Source organism: Streptomyces shenzhenensis (assembly GCF_003688995.1).
Classification (GTDB): Bacteria; Actinomycetota; Actinomycetes; order Streptomycetales; family Streptomycetaceae; genus Streptomyces; species Streptomyces shenzhenensis_A.
In genome coordinates, this window is record NZ_PENI01000015.1 from 178,556 (window position 1) to 196,774 (window position 18,219).

Sequence of the window (18,219 nt, forward strand, 5' to 3'; positions counted from 1 at the left end):
GGCCGTTCATATGAAGGCCGGACGCCGGTTCTTCACACGTTCGGGAATCGCATGGCCGCGTCATGCCGCGCGGAGATGCAGCGAAGGGGGAGCACACATGGCCGGAACCGTCACCCAAGACCCACCGCCCGCCGTCGGAGGCAGCCCGGGGCGGCCGCTGATCGTCACCGAGGACGCCGAACTCCTCGACGACCTGCTGCGCCTGTGCGCGGCGGCTGGCGCGACACCCGAGGTCCACCACGGGGTGCCCGAGCGCAGAGGGAGCTGGGAGGCCGCGCCGCTGGTCCTCGTCGGTGATGACGCCGCGCGGCGCGTGCGCGGGGCCGCGCGCCGGCGCGGAGTGGTACTGGTCGGCCGGGACCAGGACGACTCGGGGGTCTGGAAGCGGGCCGTCCAGATCGGCGCCGACCACGTCCTGATGCTCCCCGACGGCGAGCAGTGGCTGGTCGACCGCATCGCCGACGTCGCCGAGGGCGTCGGACGGCCCGCGGTCACCGTCGGCGTCATCGGAGGCCGCGGAGGTGCCGGAGCCTCCACGCTCGCGTGCGCACTCGCCGTCACCTCCGCGCGTGAGGGACTGCGCACCCTGCTCGTGGACGCGGATCCGCTGGGCGGCGGACTCGACGTACTCCTCGGTGGTGAGACGGCCGAAGGGCTGCGCTGGCCGGCCTTCGCCGCCTCGCGCGGCCGGGTCGGCGGCGGCGCCCTGGAGGAGTCCCTGCCACGGCTGCACTCCCTGCGGGTGCTCAGCTGGGACCGCGGCGACTGCGTCGCCGTGCCGCCGCAGGCCGTGCGGGCGGTGCTCGCCGCCGCCCGGCGGCGCGGCGGCACGGTCGTCGTCGATCTGCCCAGGCGGCTGGACGACGGGGTCGCCGAGGTCCTCGCCCAGCTCGACCTCGCGCTCCTCGTCGTCCCCGCCGAACTGCGCGCCGTCGCGGCGGCCGGACGGGTGGCCTCCGCCGTCGGCATGGTCCTGCGCGACCTGAGGGTCGCGGTGCGCGGGCCGTACTCGCCCGGATTGGACGACCGCGAGGTGGCCCGCCTGCTCGGCCTTCCCCTGGCCGGCGAAGTGCCCGTCGAGTCGGGTCTGCTGCGCCCGCACCACAGCGGGAAACCGCCCGGTGCGGCCGGCCGGGGACCGCTGGCCCGGTTCTGCAAGGACTTCTGGGAGCGCACGCTGGTCGAGGCGGGTGGCACATGAGGACGATCCCCGGCCTCGAACCGGCGGACGGCGCGCGGCTGCTCGACGGCGTGCGGCGCCGACTGGCCGAGAGCGGCGCCGAGCCGACACCCGCGCGCGTGGCGCAGGCGCTGCGCGAACAGGGACGCGTGCTCGGTGACGCCGAAGTCCTCGGCGCGGCCGCCCTGTTGCGCTCCGAGCTGGTCGGCAGCGGCCCCCTGGAACCGTTGCTGGCCGACCCTTCGGTCACCGACGTCCTGGTGTCGGCCCCGGACCGGGTGTGGGTGGACCGGGGCGGCGGCCTGGAGCTGACCCCGGTGACCTTTCCGGACGCGGCAGCGGTGCGACGCCTCGCGCAGCGGCTGGCCGCCGTGGCCGGACGACGGCTCGACGACGCGCGGCCCTGGGCCGACGCCCGGCTGCCCGACGGAACCCGGCTGCACGCGGTGCTGCCCCCGGTCGCCGTCGGCTGCACCTGCCTGTCGCTGCGGGTCGTACGGCCCCGGGCGTTCACCCTCGACGAACTGGTGGCGGCGGGCACGGTGCCGCCCGGCGGGGACCGGATCCTGCGGGCGCTGCTCCGGGCGCGGCTGTCCTTCCTGATCAGCGGCGGGACGGGAAGCGGGAAAACAACCCTGCTCAGTGCCCTGCTCGGGCTGGTCGGGCCCGGCGAGCGGATCGTGCTCGCCGAGGACTCGGCGGAGCTGCGGCCGAACCACCCGCACGTCGTACGGCTGGAGACCAGACCCGCCAACCAGGAGGGCGCGGGCCTGGTCACCCTCGAGGACCTGGTGCGCCAGGCGCTGCGGATGCGCCCGGACCGGCTGGTCGTGGGCGAGGTGCGCGGCCCCGAGGTCGTGCATCTGCTGGCCGCCCTCAACACCGGGCACGAAGGCGGCTGCGGGACTGTTCACGCCAACGCCGCCGCGGACGTCCCGGCCCGCCTGGAGGCCCTGGGCACCGCCGCCGGGCTCGACCGGGCCGCCCTGCACAGCCAGTTGGCGGCCGCGCTGTCGGTGGTGCTGCACCTGGTCCGGGACCGGACCGGGCGCCGGCGGATCGCCGAGGTGCACGTCCTGGAGCGGGATCCCGCGGGGTTGGTGCGGACGGTTCCGGCGCTGCGCTGGAACCCACGGGCCTTCGCGCGGGAGCGCGGATGGGAGCGGCTGCGCGGGCTGCTCCGCGGTGACGGAAGTGAAGCGAGCCATGGGGGTGATGAGGGTGATGGGTGAGTTGTCGACCGGGGCTGCGGGGGTGTGCGTCGCGGCGGCCGTATGGCTGCTCGGCGAGCGGCACCGCGGCGCGCGGCGGGCGCGGCTGCTGCTCGCGGGCGGCGGAGTCGTGGGGACGGTGCCACCCCGGTGGGGCCTGGCGACGGCCGAACTGCGGCGCCTGCGCGGCCGGTTGCGGGGCGAATGGTGCGCACTCGGCATCGGGCTGGTGCTCGCGCTGCTGGGCACCTCGGTGATTCCGGCCGTCGCGGGGGCGGCCGGGGTGCCCGTGCTGCGCCGGATGCGGCTGGCCAGAGCGGCCCGGCGGGCCCGGGAGCGACGAGCGGACACGGTGATCGCCCTGTGCGGGGCGCTGGCCGGGGAGGTGCGCGCCGGACGGCAGCCGGGGGAGGCGCTGCTGCGCGCCGCGCGTGACTCCGGCGGGCTCGGGGACGCGCAGGCCGCGGTGCTCGCGGCGGCCCGGTTCGGCGGCGACGTACCGGGCGCGTTCGCCGCGGCGGCACGGCAGCCGGGTGCCGAGGGGCTGCTGGGGCTCGGGGCGTGCTGGCGGGTGGCCGTGGACCAGGGCGCCGGGCTAGCGGCCGGTCTCGACCGGCTCGACGCGGCCCTGCGCGCCGAGCGGGACCAACGTGCCGATCTACGCGCCCAGTTGGCGGGTGCCCGGGCGACGGCCGTGATGCTCGCGGCCCTGCCCGTCCTCGGGCTCCTGCTGGGTACGGCCATGGGCGCCGACCCCCTGCGCGTGCTGCTGCACACCGGTGCGGGGCTGGGCTGCCTGGTGATCGGCGGACTGTTCGAGGCCGCCGGGCTGTGGTGGGCGGCACGGATCGTACGGGGAGCGGAGGCGGCATGAGCGGGGACGTTGTCCACAGGCTGGGGGTGGCCGCCGGAGCGGCGCTGGTTCTCGGCTGGCTGCTACGGCAGCTGACGGTGAGGCGGCATGAGCGCCGGGTGCGCGGACGGCTGGCCGAGCTGCTGACGCACCGGGCACCGGCCCCGCGGGCGCTTGTCTCGCGTAGATCAGGCGTGCGGGCCGCCTTCGGGGTGCGCGCTGCCGTACGGCGCTGGCTGCCATGGGCCGGCGCGGTGTGCGCCGGTTGGGTGCTCGTCGGCGGGGTCGTGGGGGCCGCGGTGGGGCTGGGCGTGGGCGCGGTGCTGTGGCGATGGCGGCGCCGGCAGAGCGCCGGGGGCCGGGCGGAGCAGGCCGATGCCGCCGAGGCGGCTCGCCAACTGCCGCTCGCGGCGGACCTCCTGGCCGCCTGCATCGCCGCCGGTGCCGGTCCGGTGATCGCTGCCCAGGCCGTCGGCGAGGCCCTTGCGGGGCCCGTCGGGGAAGGGCTCGCGCGGGGTGCGGCGGAGGTGCGGCTGGGCGGCGAACCGGCCGAGGCCTGGCGGCGGTTGGCGGCTCTGCCGGGTGCCCGGCCGCTGGCCCGGCTGCTGGAGCGGGCCGACGAGTCCGGGCTGCCCGCCGCGGCACCCGTCGCCCGGCTTGCCGCGGACGCCCGCGCGCAGTGGGCGCGTTCCGCGACGGCGCGGGCCCGCCGGGCGGCCGTCATGGTCACCGCGCCGGTGGGGGTGTGTTTCCTGCCCGCCTTCATCACTGTCGGCGTCCTGCCCGTGGTGATCGGGCTGGCGGGGGGAGTGGTGCGAGGAGGTGGTGGATGACGGGGTGAGACGGCGGGGCGGCGACGACGGTGGCCGAGGCCGCGGACATGACCGGCCGAACCGGCCGAACCGGCAGGACGTGCACGACCGGGACGACCGGGACGACTGTCAGGGCCGGCAGGACTGACTGGACTGATGGCGCTGACAGGACCGACAGGGCTGAAGAACAAGGGAGTTGAGATGAACGTGAAGGTCAAGAAGGTGTGGGCGCGGTTGCGAGTGCTGCGGCGCCGGGACTCGGGGATGGTGACGTCCGAGTACGCGATGGGGATCGTCGCGGCGGTGGGGTTCGCGCTGCTGCTCTACGAGGTCGTGACGAGCGGCCAGGTCCGTTCGGAACTGCAGGCCATCGTGAAGCGAGCCCTCAGTGTCCGGATGTGAGCGGAAGGAGAGGCACGATGCGGGGTTCGTGACGGCGGAGGCGGCCGTGGTGCTGCCCGTACTGGTGGCGTTCACGATGGCGCTGGTCTGGGGGCTGTTCGTGGTGGCCGCGCAGATCCAGTGCGTGGACGCGGCCAGGACAGGTGCGCGGGCGGCGGCTCGGCAGGATCCCGCCGAGGCGGTCGTGGAGATCACCCGTGCGGCGGCACCGGGCGGCGCGAAGGTCACGGTCGCCCGCGAGGGGGACCAGGTGCGCGTCACGGTCGTGGCGAGGCCGCCGCTGCTCGGCGCGCTGCCCCTGGAGGTACGCGAGGAGGCCGTGGCGGCCACGGAGGAGACCGTGGGGGCACCGCCGAGGGGGGAGGCGAGCCCATGAGGTGCCGCTCGTCGGAGCGCTTCCTGTGCGCCGTCCGGGGCCGGTTGCCCGGATGGCGCCAGGGCCGGCGCTCGGATCGTCTCGACTGCCTCCCCGAGTGGCTTCGGGGCCCGCTCTCAGGCCGCCGTCCTGCCGGGTGGCGCCGGGGTCGGTTCACGGGCCGTCTCCCCGGAGGGCTTCGGAGGCGGTTCCCGGCTCGCTTCGCCGGGTGGGGCTCTGCGCGATTTTCAGACAAAGGATCCGCCACCGTGTGGAGTGTCGGGGCGATCGCCGTCCTGTGTGTGGTGTTCGGCGTCGTGCTCGCCCTGGGGCAGGCCGTCGTGGTCCGGCATCGAGCGGCGGGCGGCGCGGATCTCGCGGCGCTCGCGGCGGCGGACCACTGGGCCGAGGGCACGGTGGCGGCCTGCGCCCGGGCCGAGCGGGTGGCGGGAGCGCAGGGCACGCGGCTGGTGCGGTGCGCGGTCGTGGGGGAGACCTCGGACGTCACCGCGGCGGCCGGTGGCGGGCCGTTCGCGGCGGAGGTCAGGGCGCGGGCGGGTCCTGCGGGACCGCTTCCGCAGGACCCGCTGCCCGCACCCCCACCGACCCTGGAGCCGACTCTGGCCGCGGCTTCCCACCAGGAGCCGGCCTCCGCTCAGGAACCGGCGCCTGCCCACCCTCCGGTGGCTCCTCCGCTCCCGGCGTCTGCTCCGGCTCTGGAGCCCCGTCAGCCCCCGGCACCTGCCCGGCTCCCGGCTCACGCGGAGCACCCCGCAGGAGGGTCGTGAGGAGCCGTACCGCCCCCCTCTTGTGCAACGGCTCGTTCCCGTTGCCGCACTTGGGGGACTGGACGCACGACGGGCAGCCGGCGTCGCACTCGCAGGCGGCGATCGCCTCGCGGGTGGCGGCGAGCCAGTCGCGGGCGGTGTGGAAGGCGCGTTCCGCGAAGCCCGCGCCGCCCGGGTGGCCGTCGTACACGAAGACCGTCGGCAGGAGCGTGTCGGGGTGCAGCGGGACCGAGACGCCTCCGATGTCCCAGCGGTCGCAGGTGGCGAAGAGCGGCAGCATGCCGATCGAGGCGTGCTCGGCGGCGTGCAGGGAGCCGCCGAGGATCTCCGGGTTGATCCGGGCCTCGTCCAGTTGGTCCTCGGTGACCGTCCACCACACCGCGCGCGTCCGCAGCGTACGAGGAGGGAGGTCGAGCTTCGACTCGCCCAGCACTTCACCGGTGATGACACGTCGACGCAGGAAGGAGACGACCTGGTTGGTGACCTCGACAGAGCCGTAGCAGAGCCGTCCCGCGCCCCAGGGGACCTCGATGTCCGTGTCCAGGACGGAGATCGATGTGGTGTCGCGGGCGACCGTCGAGTACGGCGGGTCCGCCTGCTCGACCAGGGCCACCGAGTCCTTCAGGTCGAGCGAGCGCACCAGGTAGGTGCGGCCCTGGTGCAGATGGACCGCGCCCTCGTGCACGGTCGAGTGCGCGGCGCCCGCATCCACCGTGCCCAGCAGGCGTCCCGTCCCGGCCTCCACGACCTGCACCGGCGTACCGCCCGCGCCGCGGATGTCGGTCAGGTCGGCGGCCCGCTCCCGGCGCGTCCAGTGCCAGGCCCTGGTCCGCCGGCGCAGCAGCTTCGCGGCCTCCAGCTGCGGCAGCAGCTCGGCGCAGGCGGGGCCGAACAGCTCCAGGTCCGCGTCGGTGAGCGGGATCTCCGCGGCGGCCGCGCACAGGTGCGGGGCGAGGACGTAGGGGTTGTCGGGGTCGAGGACCGTGGACTCCACCGGCTGGTCGAACAGCGCCTCGGGGTGGTGCACGAGGAAGGTGTCCAGCGGGTCGTCGCGGGCGACCAGCACGGCCAGGGCGCCCTGGCCCGAGCGTCCGGCGCGGCCCGCCTGCTGCCACAGGGACGCGCGCGTGCCCGGGTAGCCGGCGATCAGCACGGCGTCCAGCCCGGAGACGTCGACGCCGAGTTCCAGGGCGGTCGTCGCGGCCAGGCCCAGCAACTCGCCGGAGTGCAGGGCGCGTTCCAGGGCGCGGCGTTCCTCGGGCAGGTAGCCGCCCCGGTAGGCCGCCACGCGCCGGGGCAGGGACCGATCGATTTCGGCCAGGCGCTCCTGGGCGATCACCGAGATCAGTTCGGCGCCGCGCCGGGAGCGGACGAAGGCGACCGAGCGCACGCCCTGCACGGTGAGGTCGGTCAGCAGGTCGGCGGTCTCGGCGGTGGCGGTGCGGCGGACGGGCGCGCCCCTCTCGCCGTGCAGCTCGGTGAGCGGGGGTTCCCACAGGGCGAACACGAGTTCGCCGCGGGGGGAGGCGTCGTCGGCGACCTCGATGACCGGCAGGCCCGTCAGCCGGCGGGCCGCCACGGACGGCTCCGCGGCGGTCGCGGAGGCCAGCAGGAACACGGGGGAGGCGCCGTAGCGGGCGCAGAGGCGGCGCAGCCGGCGCAGCACCTGGGCGACGTGCGAGCCGAAGACCCCCCGGTAGGTGTGGCACTCGTCGATGACGACGTACTTGAGGGACTTCAGGAAGGAGGACCAGCGGGGGTGCGAGGGCAATATGCCGCGGTGCAGCATGTCCGGATTGGTGAGGACGTAGTTCGCGTACTGGCGGATCCACTCGCGTTCCTCGAACGGTGTGTCGCCGTCGTACACGGCAGGACGGACGGCGTTGCCGAGCGGTTGTGAAAGTTCCTTCACCGATCTGCACTGGTCCGCCGCGAGGGCCTTCGTGGGCGCCAGGTACAGCGTGGTGCTGCCGCGGCCGTTGGGGGCCTCGGAGCCGTCCAGGAGGGCCGACAGGACCGGCACCAGGTACGCCAGTGACTTGCCGGAGGCGGTGCCCGTGGCGACGATCACCGAGTCGCCGTCCAGGGCGTGCTCGGCGGCCAGGGCCTGGTGCGCCCAGGGGTGATCGATGCCCGCGGCCTGGACGGCCGCGACGATCTCCGCACGGATCCGGTCGGGCCAGACGGCATGGCGTCCCGTGCGCGGGGGCAAGTGCTCCGTATGGGTGATGCGCGCAGACCGGCTCGGCCCCGAGGCGAGCCGGTGCAGAACGGTGCCTGGGGACGGGCGGGAGGCGGCATCCGCCGGGGATCGATCGGATCGGTGATTCTTGGCCATCGGCACCGAGTGTGTCACCGGCGTGACGGACAATGGGGCCAAGGCGTCGTGCACGCCTGCCGGTAAGTGATTGAATGCCATCGCGGCTGGCGTACGTCCCGGGGGCCGCAAGCCGAGGTGTCCCGAGGGGCGACCGCTCGATAGCAAGGTGCTGGAGGATCCGTGGACCTGTCCCTGTCGACCCGTACCGTCGGCGATCGTACGGTCGTCGAGGTCGGTGGTGAAATCGACGTATATACCGCGCCCAAGCTGCGCGAGCAGCTGGTCGAGCTGGTGAACGACGGGAATTTCCACCTCGTCGTCGACATGGAGGGCGTGGACTTCCTCGACTCCACCGGGCTCGGCGTGCTGGTCGGCGGCCTGAAGCGAGTGCGTGCCCATGAGGGCTCCCTGCGCCTGGTCTGCAACCAGGAGCGCATTCTCAAGATCTTCCGCATCACCGGCCTCACCAAGGTGTTCCCGATCCACACCTCGGTCGAGGAAGCGGTGGCGGCCACCGACTGACCCCGGTCCGCCGACCGGATTCGGGCTGTCTGCCGGCCCGAACCGTCGTAGGACCGGCGTCTCGGGGCCGGCCCGAACCGTCGTAGGACCGGCGTCTCGGGCCGAGCGGCCCGGGACGAACAAGTTCATCAGGGGGGTCGGGGCTTTCGGCGGCCCGGCCCCCCGACCGCACGCCCGAAGTCCCGAGGGGGATGCATGGCCACCGTTGAACTCCGCTTCAGCGCGCTGCCCGAGCACGTCCGGACCGCCCGACTGGTGGCGGCAGCGGTGGCGCGCAGGGCCGGGGTGGACGAGGCCGTACTCGACGAGGTCAGGCTCGCCGTGGGCGAGGCCTGCTCTCGCGCCGTCGGACTGCACCAGAGTTCCGGCACCTCCGCGCCGGTGAAGGTGGTGCTGATCGAGGAGGAGAAGCAGTTCTCCATCGAGGTCGGCGACGAGGCGCCCCGTTCGGCCCCGGGTGACCGGGCGCCCGGCGGGTCCGCACATGAGGCGGACGCGGAGGCCGAGGAGGACGAGATGGGCCTCGCGGTCATCAGCGGCCTCGTCGACGACGTCGAGGTGACCGCCGGGGAGCACGGTGGGCTGATCCGCATGACCTGGCCGACCACGCCGCCGGCCGTCGCGCTCGCCTGAGGCGTTCCGTACCACCGGCGCCGGGGCCACCGGCGTCACCCTCAAGGGCCCTGCTGAGCAGGGCCCTTCGTGTTGTCGTCCGCCGGGCCGCCGGAATTCGTGAAGGTATTCACGATCAACGCCCGATAATTTGATCAAGCGTCAATGCGGGTGTCAATGCTTTTGGGGCATTACCACTTTCGGGTTCCATGGCGTGGCGTCGATCATTTGCTGAAGAGCAGGTGAAGGCTAATTCCGTTTACCGCGCTCTGTTTTGATCAGGTCCAGGTACCTACAATCCGTCCACATCTTGAGCTCAGCCCAAGCGTCAAGGAGGACGAATGGCGGGGCTTTCTACCCCTCATCAGTTGGGTCACCCCACAACCCTCGCAGCCGCAGTCCTGACCGACAGCAACCGTGTCCTGGTGGCGATCTTCGTGGTCGTCGCGCTGGCCGCGCTCGTGGTGGCCGGGATCCTGGTGCGCCAGGTGCTCGCGGCCGGCGAGGGCACCGACAGCATGAAGAAGATCGCGGCGGCGGTCCAGGAAGGCGCCAACGCCTATCTGGCCCGGCAGTTGCGCACGCTCGGCGTATTCGCCGTCATCGTGTTCTTCCTGCTCATGCTGCTGCCCGCGGACGACTGGAACCAGCGTGCCGGACGGTCGGTGTTCTTCCTGATCGGCGCGGCATTCTCGGCGGCCACCGGCTATATCGGCATGTGGCTCGCCGTGCGCAGCAATGTGCGCGTCGCCGCGGCGGCCCGGGAAGCGACACCGGCGGAGGGAGAACCAGAAAAGGATCTCACCACCGTCTCGCACAAGGCCATGAAGATCGCTTTCCGCACGGGCGGCGTCGTCGGCATGTTCACGGTGGGGCTCGGCCTGCTGGGCGCCTCCTGTGTCGTGCTGGTGTACGCGGCCGACGCGCCGAAGGTGCTCGAGGGCTTCGGCCTCGGGGCCGCTCTGATCGCGATGTTCATGCGGGTCGGGGGCGGTATTTTCACCAAGGCCGCCGACGTCGGCGCCGACCTGGTCGGCAAGGTCGAGAAGGGCATTCCGGAGGACGATCCGCGCAATGCCGCGACCATCGCGGACAACGTGGGCGACAACGTCGGCGACTGTGCGGGCATGGCGGCCGACCTGTTCGAGTCGTACGCGGTGACCCTGGTCGCCGCGCTGATCCTCGGCAAGGCGGCGTTCGGCGACTCCGGGCTCGCGTTCCCGCTGCTGGTGCCGGCCATCGGTGTGATCACCGCCATGATCGGCATCTTCGCGGTCGCCCCGCGCCGGGCCGACCGCAGCGGTATGTCCGCGATCAACCGTGGCTTCTTCATCTCGGCGGTGATCTCGCTCGTCCTCGTGGCGGTGGCGGTCTTCGTCTATCTGCCCGGGAGGTACTCGGAGCTCAGGGGCGTCACGGACGCGGCGATCAGCGGCAAGGACGGCGATCCGCGGATCCTCGCCCTGGTCGCGGTGGCGATCGGCATCCTGCTGGCCGCGGTGATCCAGCAGCTCACCGGCTATTTCACCGAGACCTCGCGCCGTCCCGTGCGCGACATCGGCAAGACCTCGCTCACCGGTCCGGCCACCGTCGTGCTCGCCGGCATCTCCATCGGCCTCGAATCGGCCGTCTACACCGCGCTGCTGATCGGTCTCGGCGTCTACGGGGCGTTCCTGCTCGGCGGTACGTCGATCATGCTGGCCCTGTTCGCGGTCGCGCTGGCCGGTACCGGTCTGCTCACCACCGTCGGTGTGATCGTCGCCATGGACACCTTCGGCCCGGTCTCCGACAACGCGCAGGGCATCGCCGAGATGTCCGGTGACGTCGAGGGCGCGGGCGCGCAGGTGCTCACCAACCTGGACGCGGTCGGCAACACCACCAAGGCCATCACCAAGGGCATCGCGATCGCCACCGCCGTGCTGGCGGCCTCGGCGCTGTTCGGGTCGTACCGCGACGCGATCACGACCGGGGCGCACGACGTCGGCGAGACGCTCTCCGGGGCGGGCGCGCCGATGACCCTGATGATGGACATCTCGCAGCCCAACAACCTCGTCGGCCTCATCGCGGGCGCGGCGGTCGTCTTCCTCTTCTCCGGGCTCGCCATCAACGCCGTGTCGCGGTCGGCGGGCTCCGTGGTGTTCGAGGTGCGCCGGCAGTTCCGCGAGAAGCCCGGGATCATGGACTTCAGCGAGAAGCCCGAGTACGGCAGGGTCGTCGACATCTGCACCAAGGACGCGTTGCGGGAGCTGGCCACGCCGGGTCTGCTCGCCGTGATGGCGCCCATCTTCGTCGGCTTCACGCTCGGCGTCGGCGCGCTCGGCTCCTATCTGGCCGGCGCCATCGGCGCGGGCACGCTGATGGCTGTGTTCCTCGCCAACTCCGGCGGCGCCTGGGACAACGCCAAGAAGCTGGTGGAGGACGGCAACCACGGCGGCAAGGGCAGCGAGGCCCATGCGGCCACAGTGATCGGCGACACGGTCGGCGACCCCTTCAAGGACACCGCGGGACCCGCGATCAACCCGCTGCTGAAGGTGATGAACCTGGTGTCGCTGCTGATCGCGCCGGCCATCATCAAGTTCTCCTACGGCAGTGACAAGAGCCTCGGCGTGCGGATCCTGATCGCGGTCATCGCGCTCCTGGTCATCGCCGGTGCGGTCTATGTCTCGAAGCGGCGTGGCATCGCCGTGGGGGACGACGAGGAGAAGGCCGAGCGGGTGTCGGAGTCGGCCGATCCCGCGGTGGTTCCGTAGGCGGTCCTGAGGAGGTCGCTCAACGGCGGGCGGGAGGCGCGCATCGACGTGCCGCCCGCCCGCTCCGCGTCCGTGCGCCGTGAGCCTTCTCTCCCATAGGGCGAATGCCCCTGAAGGCATTCTTATCGGACGTACGAGGTGCGAACGCGGACGGTCCGGCGTGTAAGGTCCGGGGGCCGAGAGCCATGGAAGGGACCGATCCGGTGAACAAGAAGCTCGCGGCCGCACTGTCCGGCGGTGCGGTACTGGCGCTGGCGCTGACGGGATGCAGCGGCGACAACACCAACGAAAAGCTGGACGCCTGGGCCAAGCAGGTCTGCGACGCGGTGCAGCCGCAGGCCAAGAAGATCGCGGCCGCCAACACCGCGATCCAGAAGCAGACCTCGGACAACAGCGCGCCGGCGGACGTGCAGAAGACGGACGCGCAGGCCTTCCAGGACATGTCGGACGCCTACAAGGCGATCGGCGCCGCCGTCAGCTCGGCCGGGGCGCCCACCGTGGACAACGGTGAGAAGAAGCAGCAGGACGCCGTCAAGGAGCTGAACGCCATCTCGGCGCAGTACGCGTCCCTGAAGAAGCAGGTCGACGAGCTGGACACCAAGAACCAGGCGAAGTTCGCCGACGGCCTCAAGGACATCGCGACGGAGCTGTCCAAGCTGAGCAAGACCGGCAGCGACGCGCTCAAGAACCTGGAGGAGGGCGACGTCGGCAAGGCGATGGCCAAGCAGGAGACCTGCAAGTCGGCATCCGTGTCGGCATCGCCCTCGCAGACCGCGAGCTGATCCGGCGCCGCGGCGGGGCCGACTCCGGGCGGCGCACGGGCGCGTGCGCCGCCCGCACGAGCGGACACAATGGAACACGTGAGTAACGCCACCCTGCCCTCTCTGCCGTCCTCCGACCGCCTCGACGTCGCCGCCCGGCTGCGCGAGGCCCTGCTCGGGGCCTCCTTCACCGCCGACGGGCTGCTGGAACTGCTCGGCGCCCCGGCCTATGCGGCACTGGCCCGCAGCGAGACCGTGCCCGCGCTCCGGGCGACCCGCGGGGACACGCCGCTGGAGACACTCGTGCGGCTGTTCCTGCTTCAGCAGCCCGTGCCGTACGCGCGCGTGGCGGACGTGCTGCCCGCTCCGGAGTGCCTGGAGAGCGGCTGGCTGCTGCGCACGGGCGGGGACGAGGTCGCCGCGACCGTGGACGTACGGCCGTACGGCGGTCCGGGCGGCGAGGATTGGTTCATCGTGTCCGACCTCGGGTGCGCGGTCGGCGGCGCGGGCGGCATCGGGAACCGGGACGAGGGGGTCGTGCTCGGCGTCGGCGGCGCCTCCACCACGCTCGCCGGCATCACCGTGCGCACGCCCGTCGCCGCCGCGCTCGACCTGGGCACCGGCTCCGGGATCCAGGCCCTGCACGCCTCCCGGCACGCCACGCGCGTGACGGCGACCGACGTCAACCCGCGCGCCCTGCACATCACCGCGCTGACCCTCGCCCTGTCCGGCGCCCCGGCCGCCGACCTGCGCGAGGGGTCGCTGTTCGAGCCGGTCAAGGAGGGGGAGACCTACGACCTGATCGTCTCGAACCCGCCCTTCGTGATCTCGCCCCGCGCTCGGCTGACCTACCGCGACGGCGGAATGGGCGGGGACGATCTGTGCCGCTCGCTCGTTCAGCAGTCGGGGGAACGGCTGAACGTGGGCGGGTTCGCGCAGTTCCTCGCCAACTGGCAGCACGTGGAAGGGGAGGACTGGCAGGACAGAATCAGGTCGTGGGTGCCACGCGGGTGCGATGCCTGGGTCGTGCAGCGCGAGGTGCAGGACATCACGCAGTACGCCGAGCTGTGGCTGAGGGACGCCGGCGACCACCGCGGGGACGCCGCCGAGTACCAGGCGCGGTACGACGCCTGGCTCGACGAGTTCGAGGCGCGCAAGGTCAAGGCGGTGGGGTTCGGGTGGATCACGCTGCGCAGGACGGAGGCCACGGCGCCCTCCGTCATCGTGGAGGAGTGGCCGCATCCGATCGAGCAGCCGCTCGGCGAGGCGGTCCGCGCGCACTTCGCCCGGCTCGACTACCTCCGGGAGCATGACGACGCGGCGCTGCTCGACAGCCACTTCCGGCTCGTCGCCGAGGTCGTCCAGGAGCAGGTCGGCCTGCCCGGCGCCGAGGACCCGGAGCATGTCGTGCTGCGCCAGAACCGTGGGATGCGGCGTGCCACCAGGGTGGACACCGTCGGCGCCGGCTTCGCGGGCGTGTGCGACGGCACGTTGAGCGCGGGTCGCATCCTGGACGCCATCGCTCAGTTGATGGGCGATGACCCGGTCGTCCTGCGCGACCGCACGCCGGCACAGATCCGTCTCCTCGTGGAACAGGGCTTCCTGGAACCGGCGAGCTGACGGGGCCCGGCCCTGGCCGGAGGCCCCTCACGGGGCCATGCGGCCGGGCCGGCCTCTGGTGGGCCCACGGCCGGCGGAGCGGGGTGCGCTGTGCGGTGGGCTCGGGGTGCGGGGTGCGCATGGTGGCGAACCGGTGGTCCGGGGCGCGTCGCGTGGGGTGCGGCCCCTGGGGTGCGCTCGCCGCGGAACCGGCTCGGCCATGGGCACGGCGGCGGGCGACCGGCGGGCATGACCGCGAGTGGACGGGATCCGGGGGCGCGCCTCTGGTGGGGGCGCGGGCGTCGGCGCGTTCGGATTCGGCCGTGGTGTGACGCGAGCCGGGGCCGACCTGCAGCGGGAGGTGGTCTGGGGCGCCTCCCCTGGTGGCGTGCGACCAGGGGGCGTCTGCTGTGGGGCTGGCGCCCCCCGAGCGTGCCCTCTCCCTCGCGGCCCGGGCATCATCTGTGACTCGGGCGCCCTCCGTGCCCTGGCGGTTGTCCGTGTCCGGCCGCCCTCCGCGACCCCGCGCGTGCTCTCACCAACCCGCGCGCCCCCGTGGCCCATACCCCCGTCGCCCATGTGCGCTTTATTACCCGGCCGCCATCTATGGCCGACCTTCGTTCGTGGCGGGAAACGGCCGGAATGGGGTGGGCGGCCGGTTTGGGCGCGGGGGCGTCGACCGCGCGTTCACCTCGGATTCGTCCGCCCGCCGCCCGCGCGTGCCAGTCTCCCGGCGCTGGATACGCACGGACGGGGGGAAAGGGGCGCGAGGAACCATGGAGAGCGGACCGGCGATCTTCGCGGGAGTGGTGTTCGTCCTGTTCGGGGGCGCTCTGCTGGCATGGACCGGGAGGCGGCTGCACCGCCGTGAGCCCGTCGCCCACGGTGTGAGTCGGGTCGCATCGGCGACCCTCGCCGGCCTCGCTTCGGTGATCGCGCTGGGCCTCGGGGCGTACTGCTTCACCCGCATCTGAGGGCGCTGCGCCTGCTGTTCCAGGCGTAAAGGGAGCGTCACCCTCCGGGCAGGGCCGCACGAGTCGCCGAGTGGTCCGGGCGGCAGGAATGGCGGTAGTCGGGTTACCGTTCGAGTGGCCGTTGCGGGCTTTTCCCGTTTGACACGGGGGCGGGATGTACCGTCACACTCCGCAGCGTCACCACCACCCGACCCCGGGACGAAGGCCCCGGGCGGCCCCAACGTCGACCGGAGAGAAGAGCGAAGTTGTCCCCGACCAGCGAGACCGCACAGGGCGGCCGCCGACTTGTCATCGTCGAGTCGCCTGCCAAGGCGAAGACGATCAAGGGCTACCTCGGCCCCGGCTACGTAGTCGAAGCGAGCGTCGGGCACATCCGTGACCTTCCCAACGGCGCCGCGGAGGTGCCGGACAAGTACACCGGCGAGGTGCGCCGCCTCGGCGTGGACGTCGAGCATGACTTCCAGCCCATCTACGTGATCAACGCCGACAAGAGGGCGCAGGTCAAGAAGCTCAAGGACCTGCTGAAGGATTCCGACGAACTCTTCCTCGCCACCGATGAGGACCGGGAGGGCGAGGCGATCGCCTGGCATCTCCAGGAGGTCCTCAAGCCGAAGATCCCCGTCAAGCGGATGGTCTTCCACGAGATCACCAAGGACGCGATCCGCGCGGCCGTCGCCAATCCGCGCCAGCTCAACCAGAAGCTCGTCGACGCCCAGGAGACCCGCCGCATCCTCGACCGCCTCTACGGCTACGAGGTCTCGCCGGTCCTGTGGAAGAAGGTCATGCCGCGCCTGTCGGCCGGGCGGGTCCAGTCCGTCGCCACCCGGCTCGTGGTCGAGCGGGAACGCGAGCGCATCGCGTTTCGTTCTGCTGAGTACTGGGACCTGACGGGCACCTTCGCGACCGGCCGCGCGGGCGATCCGTCGGACCCGTCGTCGCTCGTCGCCCGCCTGCAGAGCGTCGACGGCAGGCGGGTCGCGCAGGGCCGCGACTTCGACTCCCTGGGACAACTCAAGAGCGCGAACACCCTCCACCTCGACGAGGCGAACGCCCGCGCCCTCGCCGCCGCCCTGGAGAACACCCGCTTCTCGGTCCGGTCGGTCGAGTCCAAGCCGTACCGCCGCTCGCCGTACGCCCCGTTCCGTACGACGACGCTCCAGCAGGAGGCCAGCCGCAAGCTCGGCTTCGGCGCGAAGGCGACGATGCAGGTCGCGCAGAAGCTGTACGAGAACGGCTACATCACCTACATGCGTACGGACTCCACGACGCTGAGCGACACCGCGATCAGCGCCGCCCGAGCCCAGGTCACGCAGCTGTACGGCGCCGACTACCTGCCGTCCCAGCCGCGTACGTACGCCGGGAAGGTCAAGAACGCGCAGGAGGCGCACGAGGCGATCCGCCCCTCGGGCGACCGCTTCCGTACGCCCGCCGAGACCGGTCTGACCGGCGACCAGTTCAAGCTCTACGAGCTGATCTGGAAGCGGACCGTCGCCTCGCAGATGAAGGACGCGACCGGCAACAGCGTCACCGTGAAGATCGGCGGTACGGCCGCCGACGGACGGGACGTCGAGTTCAGCGCGTCCGGCAAGACGATCACCTTCCACGGCTTCCTCAAGGCGTACGTCGAGGGCGCCGACGACCCGAACGCCGAGCTGGACGACCGTGAGCGCCGGCTGCCGCAGGTCGCCCAGGGCGACCCGCTGAGCGCCGAGGAGATCACGGTCGACGGGCACGCCACGAAGCCCCCGGCCCGCTACACCGAGGCCAGCCTGGTCAAGGAGCTGGAAGAGCGCGAGATCGGCCGCCCGTCGACGTACGCGTCGATCATCGGCACGATCCTCGACCGCGGCTATGTGTTCAAGAAGGGCACGGCCCTGGTGCCGTCCTTCCTGTCCTTCGCCGTGGTCAACCTCCTGGAGAAGCACTTCGGGCGGCTCGTCGACTACGACTTCACCGCCAGGATGGAGGACGACCTCGACCGCATCGCGGCCGGCGAGGCCCAGGCGGTGCCGTGGCTCAAACGCTTCTACTTCGGCGAGGGCACGGCCACGGGCGGCGCGGCCGACGCCGGCAACGGCGACGGGGACCACCTCGGCGGCCTCAAGGAGCTGGTGACCGACCTGGGCGCGATCGACGCGCGCGAGGTGTCGTCGTTCCCCGTGGGCAACGACATCGTGCTGCGGGTCGGCCGCTACGGCCCCTACATCGAGCGGGGCGAGAAGGACACCGAGGAGCACCAGCGTGCCGACATCCCGGAGGACCTGGCGCCCGACGAGCTGAGCGTCGAACTGGCCGAGGAACTCCTCGCCAAGCCGAGCGGCGAGCGCCCCCTGGGCACCGACCCGGACACCGGCCGCCCGATCGTCGCCAAGGACGGCCGCTACGGCCCGTACGTCACGGAGATCCTCCCCGAGGGCACCCCGAAGACGGGCAAGAACGCCGTCAAGCCGCGCACCGCCTCGCTCTTCAAGTCGATGTCGCTGGACACGGTGACGCTGGCGGACGCGCTGCGTCTCATGTCGCTGCCGCGGGTCGTCGGCACGGACGCGGACGGCGTGGAGATCACCGCGCAGAACGGGCGCTACGGGCCGTACCTGAAGAAGGGCACGGACTCGCGCTCGCTGCAGTCGGAGGACCAGCTCTTCACGATCACGCCGGCGGAGGCGGAGGCGATCTACGCCCAGCCCAAGCAGCGTGGCCGCGCCGCCGCCAAGCCCCCGCTGAAGGAACTCGGCGCGGACCCGGTCAGCGGCCAGCCGGTGGTCGTCAAGGACGGCCGCTTCGGGCCGTACGTCACCGACGGGGAGACCAACGCGACCCTGCGCTCCGGCGACAGCGTCGAGACGATCACCCCGGAGCGCGGCTTCGAGCTGCTCGCCGAGAAGCGGGCGAAGGGGCCCGCCAAGAAGACGGCGAAGAAGGCGCCCGCCAAGAAGGCCGCCCCGGCGAAGACCGCGGCGAAGAAGACGGCGGCCAAGAAGGCGACCACCGCCGCGAAGAAGACCACGGCCAAGAAGACCACCGCGAAGAAGGCGACGGCCTCGAAGGCGGCCGTGGAGGACTGAGCGTCCCGGACGGCC

The 18,219-nt window shown here is 72.6% G+C and carries 14 protein-coding genes and 1 pseudogene; 14 read left to right on the plus strand and 1 reads right to left on the minus strand.

Annotation, left to right across the window (positions count from 1 at the left end):
* The first annotated feature begins 97 nt into the window (after positions 1-97).
* From ssd to CTZ28_RS48555, 7 genes and pseudogenes are all read left to right on the plus strand, one after another.
* The gene (gene ssd / locus CTZ28_RS23700) at positions 98-1,201 is read left to right on the plus strand and encodes a septum site-determining protein Ssd (protein WP_121891690.1); all 1,104 of its coding nucleotides are present in this window, start codon (positions 98-100) and stop codon (positions 1,199-1,201) included.
* Positions 1,198-2,412 carry a TadA family conjugal transfer-associated ATPase gene (locus tag CTZ28_RS23705; RefSeq protein WP_121891691.1) on the plus strand — a complete coding sequence of 405 codons (1,215 nt, stop codon included), beginning with the start codon at positions 1,198-1,200 and terminating at the stop codon, positions 2,410-2,412. The genes ssd and CTZ28_RS23705 overlap by 4 nt, the downstream gene beginning before the upstream one ends.
* Positions 2,405-3,265 (plus strand): type II secretion system F family protein, encoded by an 861-nt coding sequence (locus CTZ28_RS23710; RefSeq protein ID WP_398656582.1) that lies wholly within the window; start codon positions 2,405-2,407, stop codon positions 3,263-3,265. Before CTZ28_RS23705 ends, CTZ28_RS23710 begins: the two co-directional genes overlap by 8 nt.
* The gene (locus CTZ28_RS23715; protein ID WP_121891692.1) at positions 3,262-4,077 is read left to right on the plus strand and encodes a type II secretion system F family protein; all 816 of its coding nucleotides are present in this window, start codon (positions 3,262-3,264) and stop codon (positions 4,075-4,077) included. The genes CTZ28_RS23710 and CTZ28_RS23715 overlap by 4 nt, the downstream gene beginning before the upstream one ends.
* Before the next feature lie 180 nt (positions 4,078-4,257).
* Positions 4,258-4,458 carry a DUF4244 domain-containing protein gene (locus CTZ28_RS23720; RefSeq protein ID WP_121891693.1) on the plus strand — a complete coding sequence of 67 codons (201 nt, stop codon included), beginning with the start codon at positions 4,258-4,260 and terminating at the stop codon, positions 4,456-4,458.
* A 28-nt stretch (positions 4,459-4,486) separates the two neighbouring features.
* Positions 4,487-4,834, plus strand: coding sequence for a TadE family type IV pilus minor pilin (locus tag CTZ28_RS23725; RefSeq protein WP_121891694.1), 348 nt, complete (start codon positions 4,487-4,489; stop codon positions 4,832-4,834).
* A gap of 248 nt (positions 4,835-5,082) precedes the next feature.
* Positions 5,083-5,412, plus strand: a pseudogene (locus CTZ28_RS48555) (Rv3654c family TadE-like protein); the annotation flags it as partial.
* Here CTZ28_RS48555 and CTZ28_RS23735 read toward each other — a convergent pair.
* Positions 5,357-8,020: a DEAD/DEAH box helicase gene (locus CTZ28_RS23735; protein WP_259471764.1), complete on the minus strand. Its 2,664-nt coding sequence runs from the start codon at positions 8,018-8,020 to the stop codon at positions 5,357-5,359. The pseudogene CTZ28_RS48555 and the gene CTZ28_RS23735 overlap by 56 nt on opposite strands.
* Before the next feature lie 81 nt (positions 8,021-8,101).
* Between CTZ28_RS23735 and bldG the strand changes: the two genes are divergently transcribed.
* From bldG to topA, 7 genes are all read left to right on the plus strand, one after another.
* Complete coding sequence (bldG, locus tag CTZ28_RS23740) at positions 8,102-8,443, plus strand: anti-sigma factor antagonist BldG (RefSeq protein WP_010986038.1); 342 nt, start codon at positions 8,102-8,104, stop codon at positions 8,441-8,443.
* A 195-nt stretch (positions 8,444-8,638) separates the two neighbouring features.
* The gene (locus CTZ28_RS23745; protein WP_121891696.1) at positions 8,639-9,076 is read left to right on the plus strand and encodes an ATP-binding protein; all 438 of its coding nucleotides are present in this window, start codon (positions 8,639-8,641) and stop codon (positions 9,074-9,076) included.
* A 320-nt stretch (positions 9,077-9,396) separates the two neighbouring features.
* Complete coding sequence (locus CTZ28_RS23750; RefSeq protein ID WP_121891697.1) at positions 9,397-11,805, plus strand: sodium-translocating pyrophosphatase; 2,409 nt, start codon at positions 9,397-9,399, stop codon at positions 11,803-11,805.
* Positions 11,806-11,990: 185 nt separating this feature from the next.
* The gene (locus CTZ28_RS23755; RefSeq protein ID WP_121891698.1) at positions 11,991-12,587 is read left to right on the plus strand and encodes a small secreted protein; all 597 of its coding nucleotides are present in this window, start codon (positions 11,991-11,993) and stop codon (positions 12,585-12,587) included.
* 78 nt (positions 12,588-12,665) lie between these two features.
* A complete protein-coding gene (locus CTZ28_RS23760) occupies positions 12,666-14,186 on the plus strand; it encodes a DUF7059 domain-containing protein (RefSeq protein ID WP_121891718.1) in 1,521 nt (506 codons plus the stop codon).
* 755 nt (positions 14,187-14,941) lie between these two features.
* On the plus strand, positions 14,942-15,139 hold the full coding sequence (locus tag CTZ28_RS47165) for a hypothetical protein (protein WP_183154545.1): 198 nt from the start codon (positions 14,942-14,944) through the stop codon (positions 15,137-15,139).
* A gap of 245 nt (positions 15,140-15,384) precedes the next feature.
* Positions 15,385-18,204, plus strand: a complete 2,820-nt coding sequence (topA, locus tag CTZ28_RS23770) for a type I DNA topoisomerase (RefSeq protein WP_121891699.1) — start codon at positions 15,385-15,387, stop codon at positions 18,202-18,204.
* Positions 18,205-18,219 lie beyond the last annotated feature (15 nt).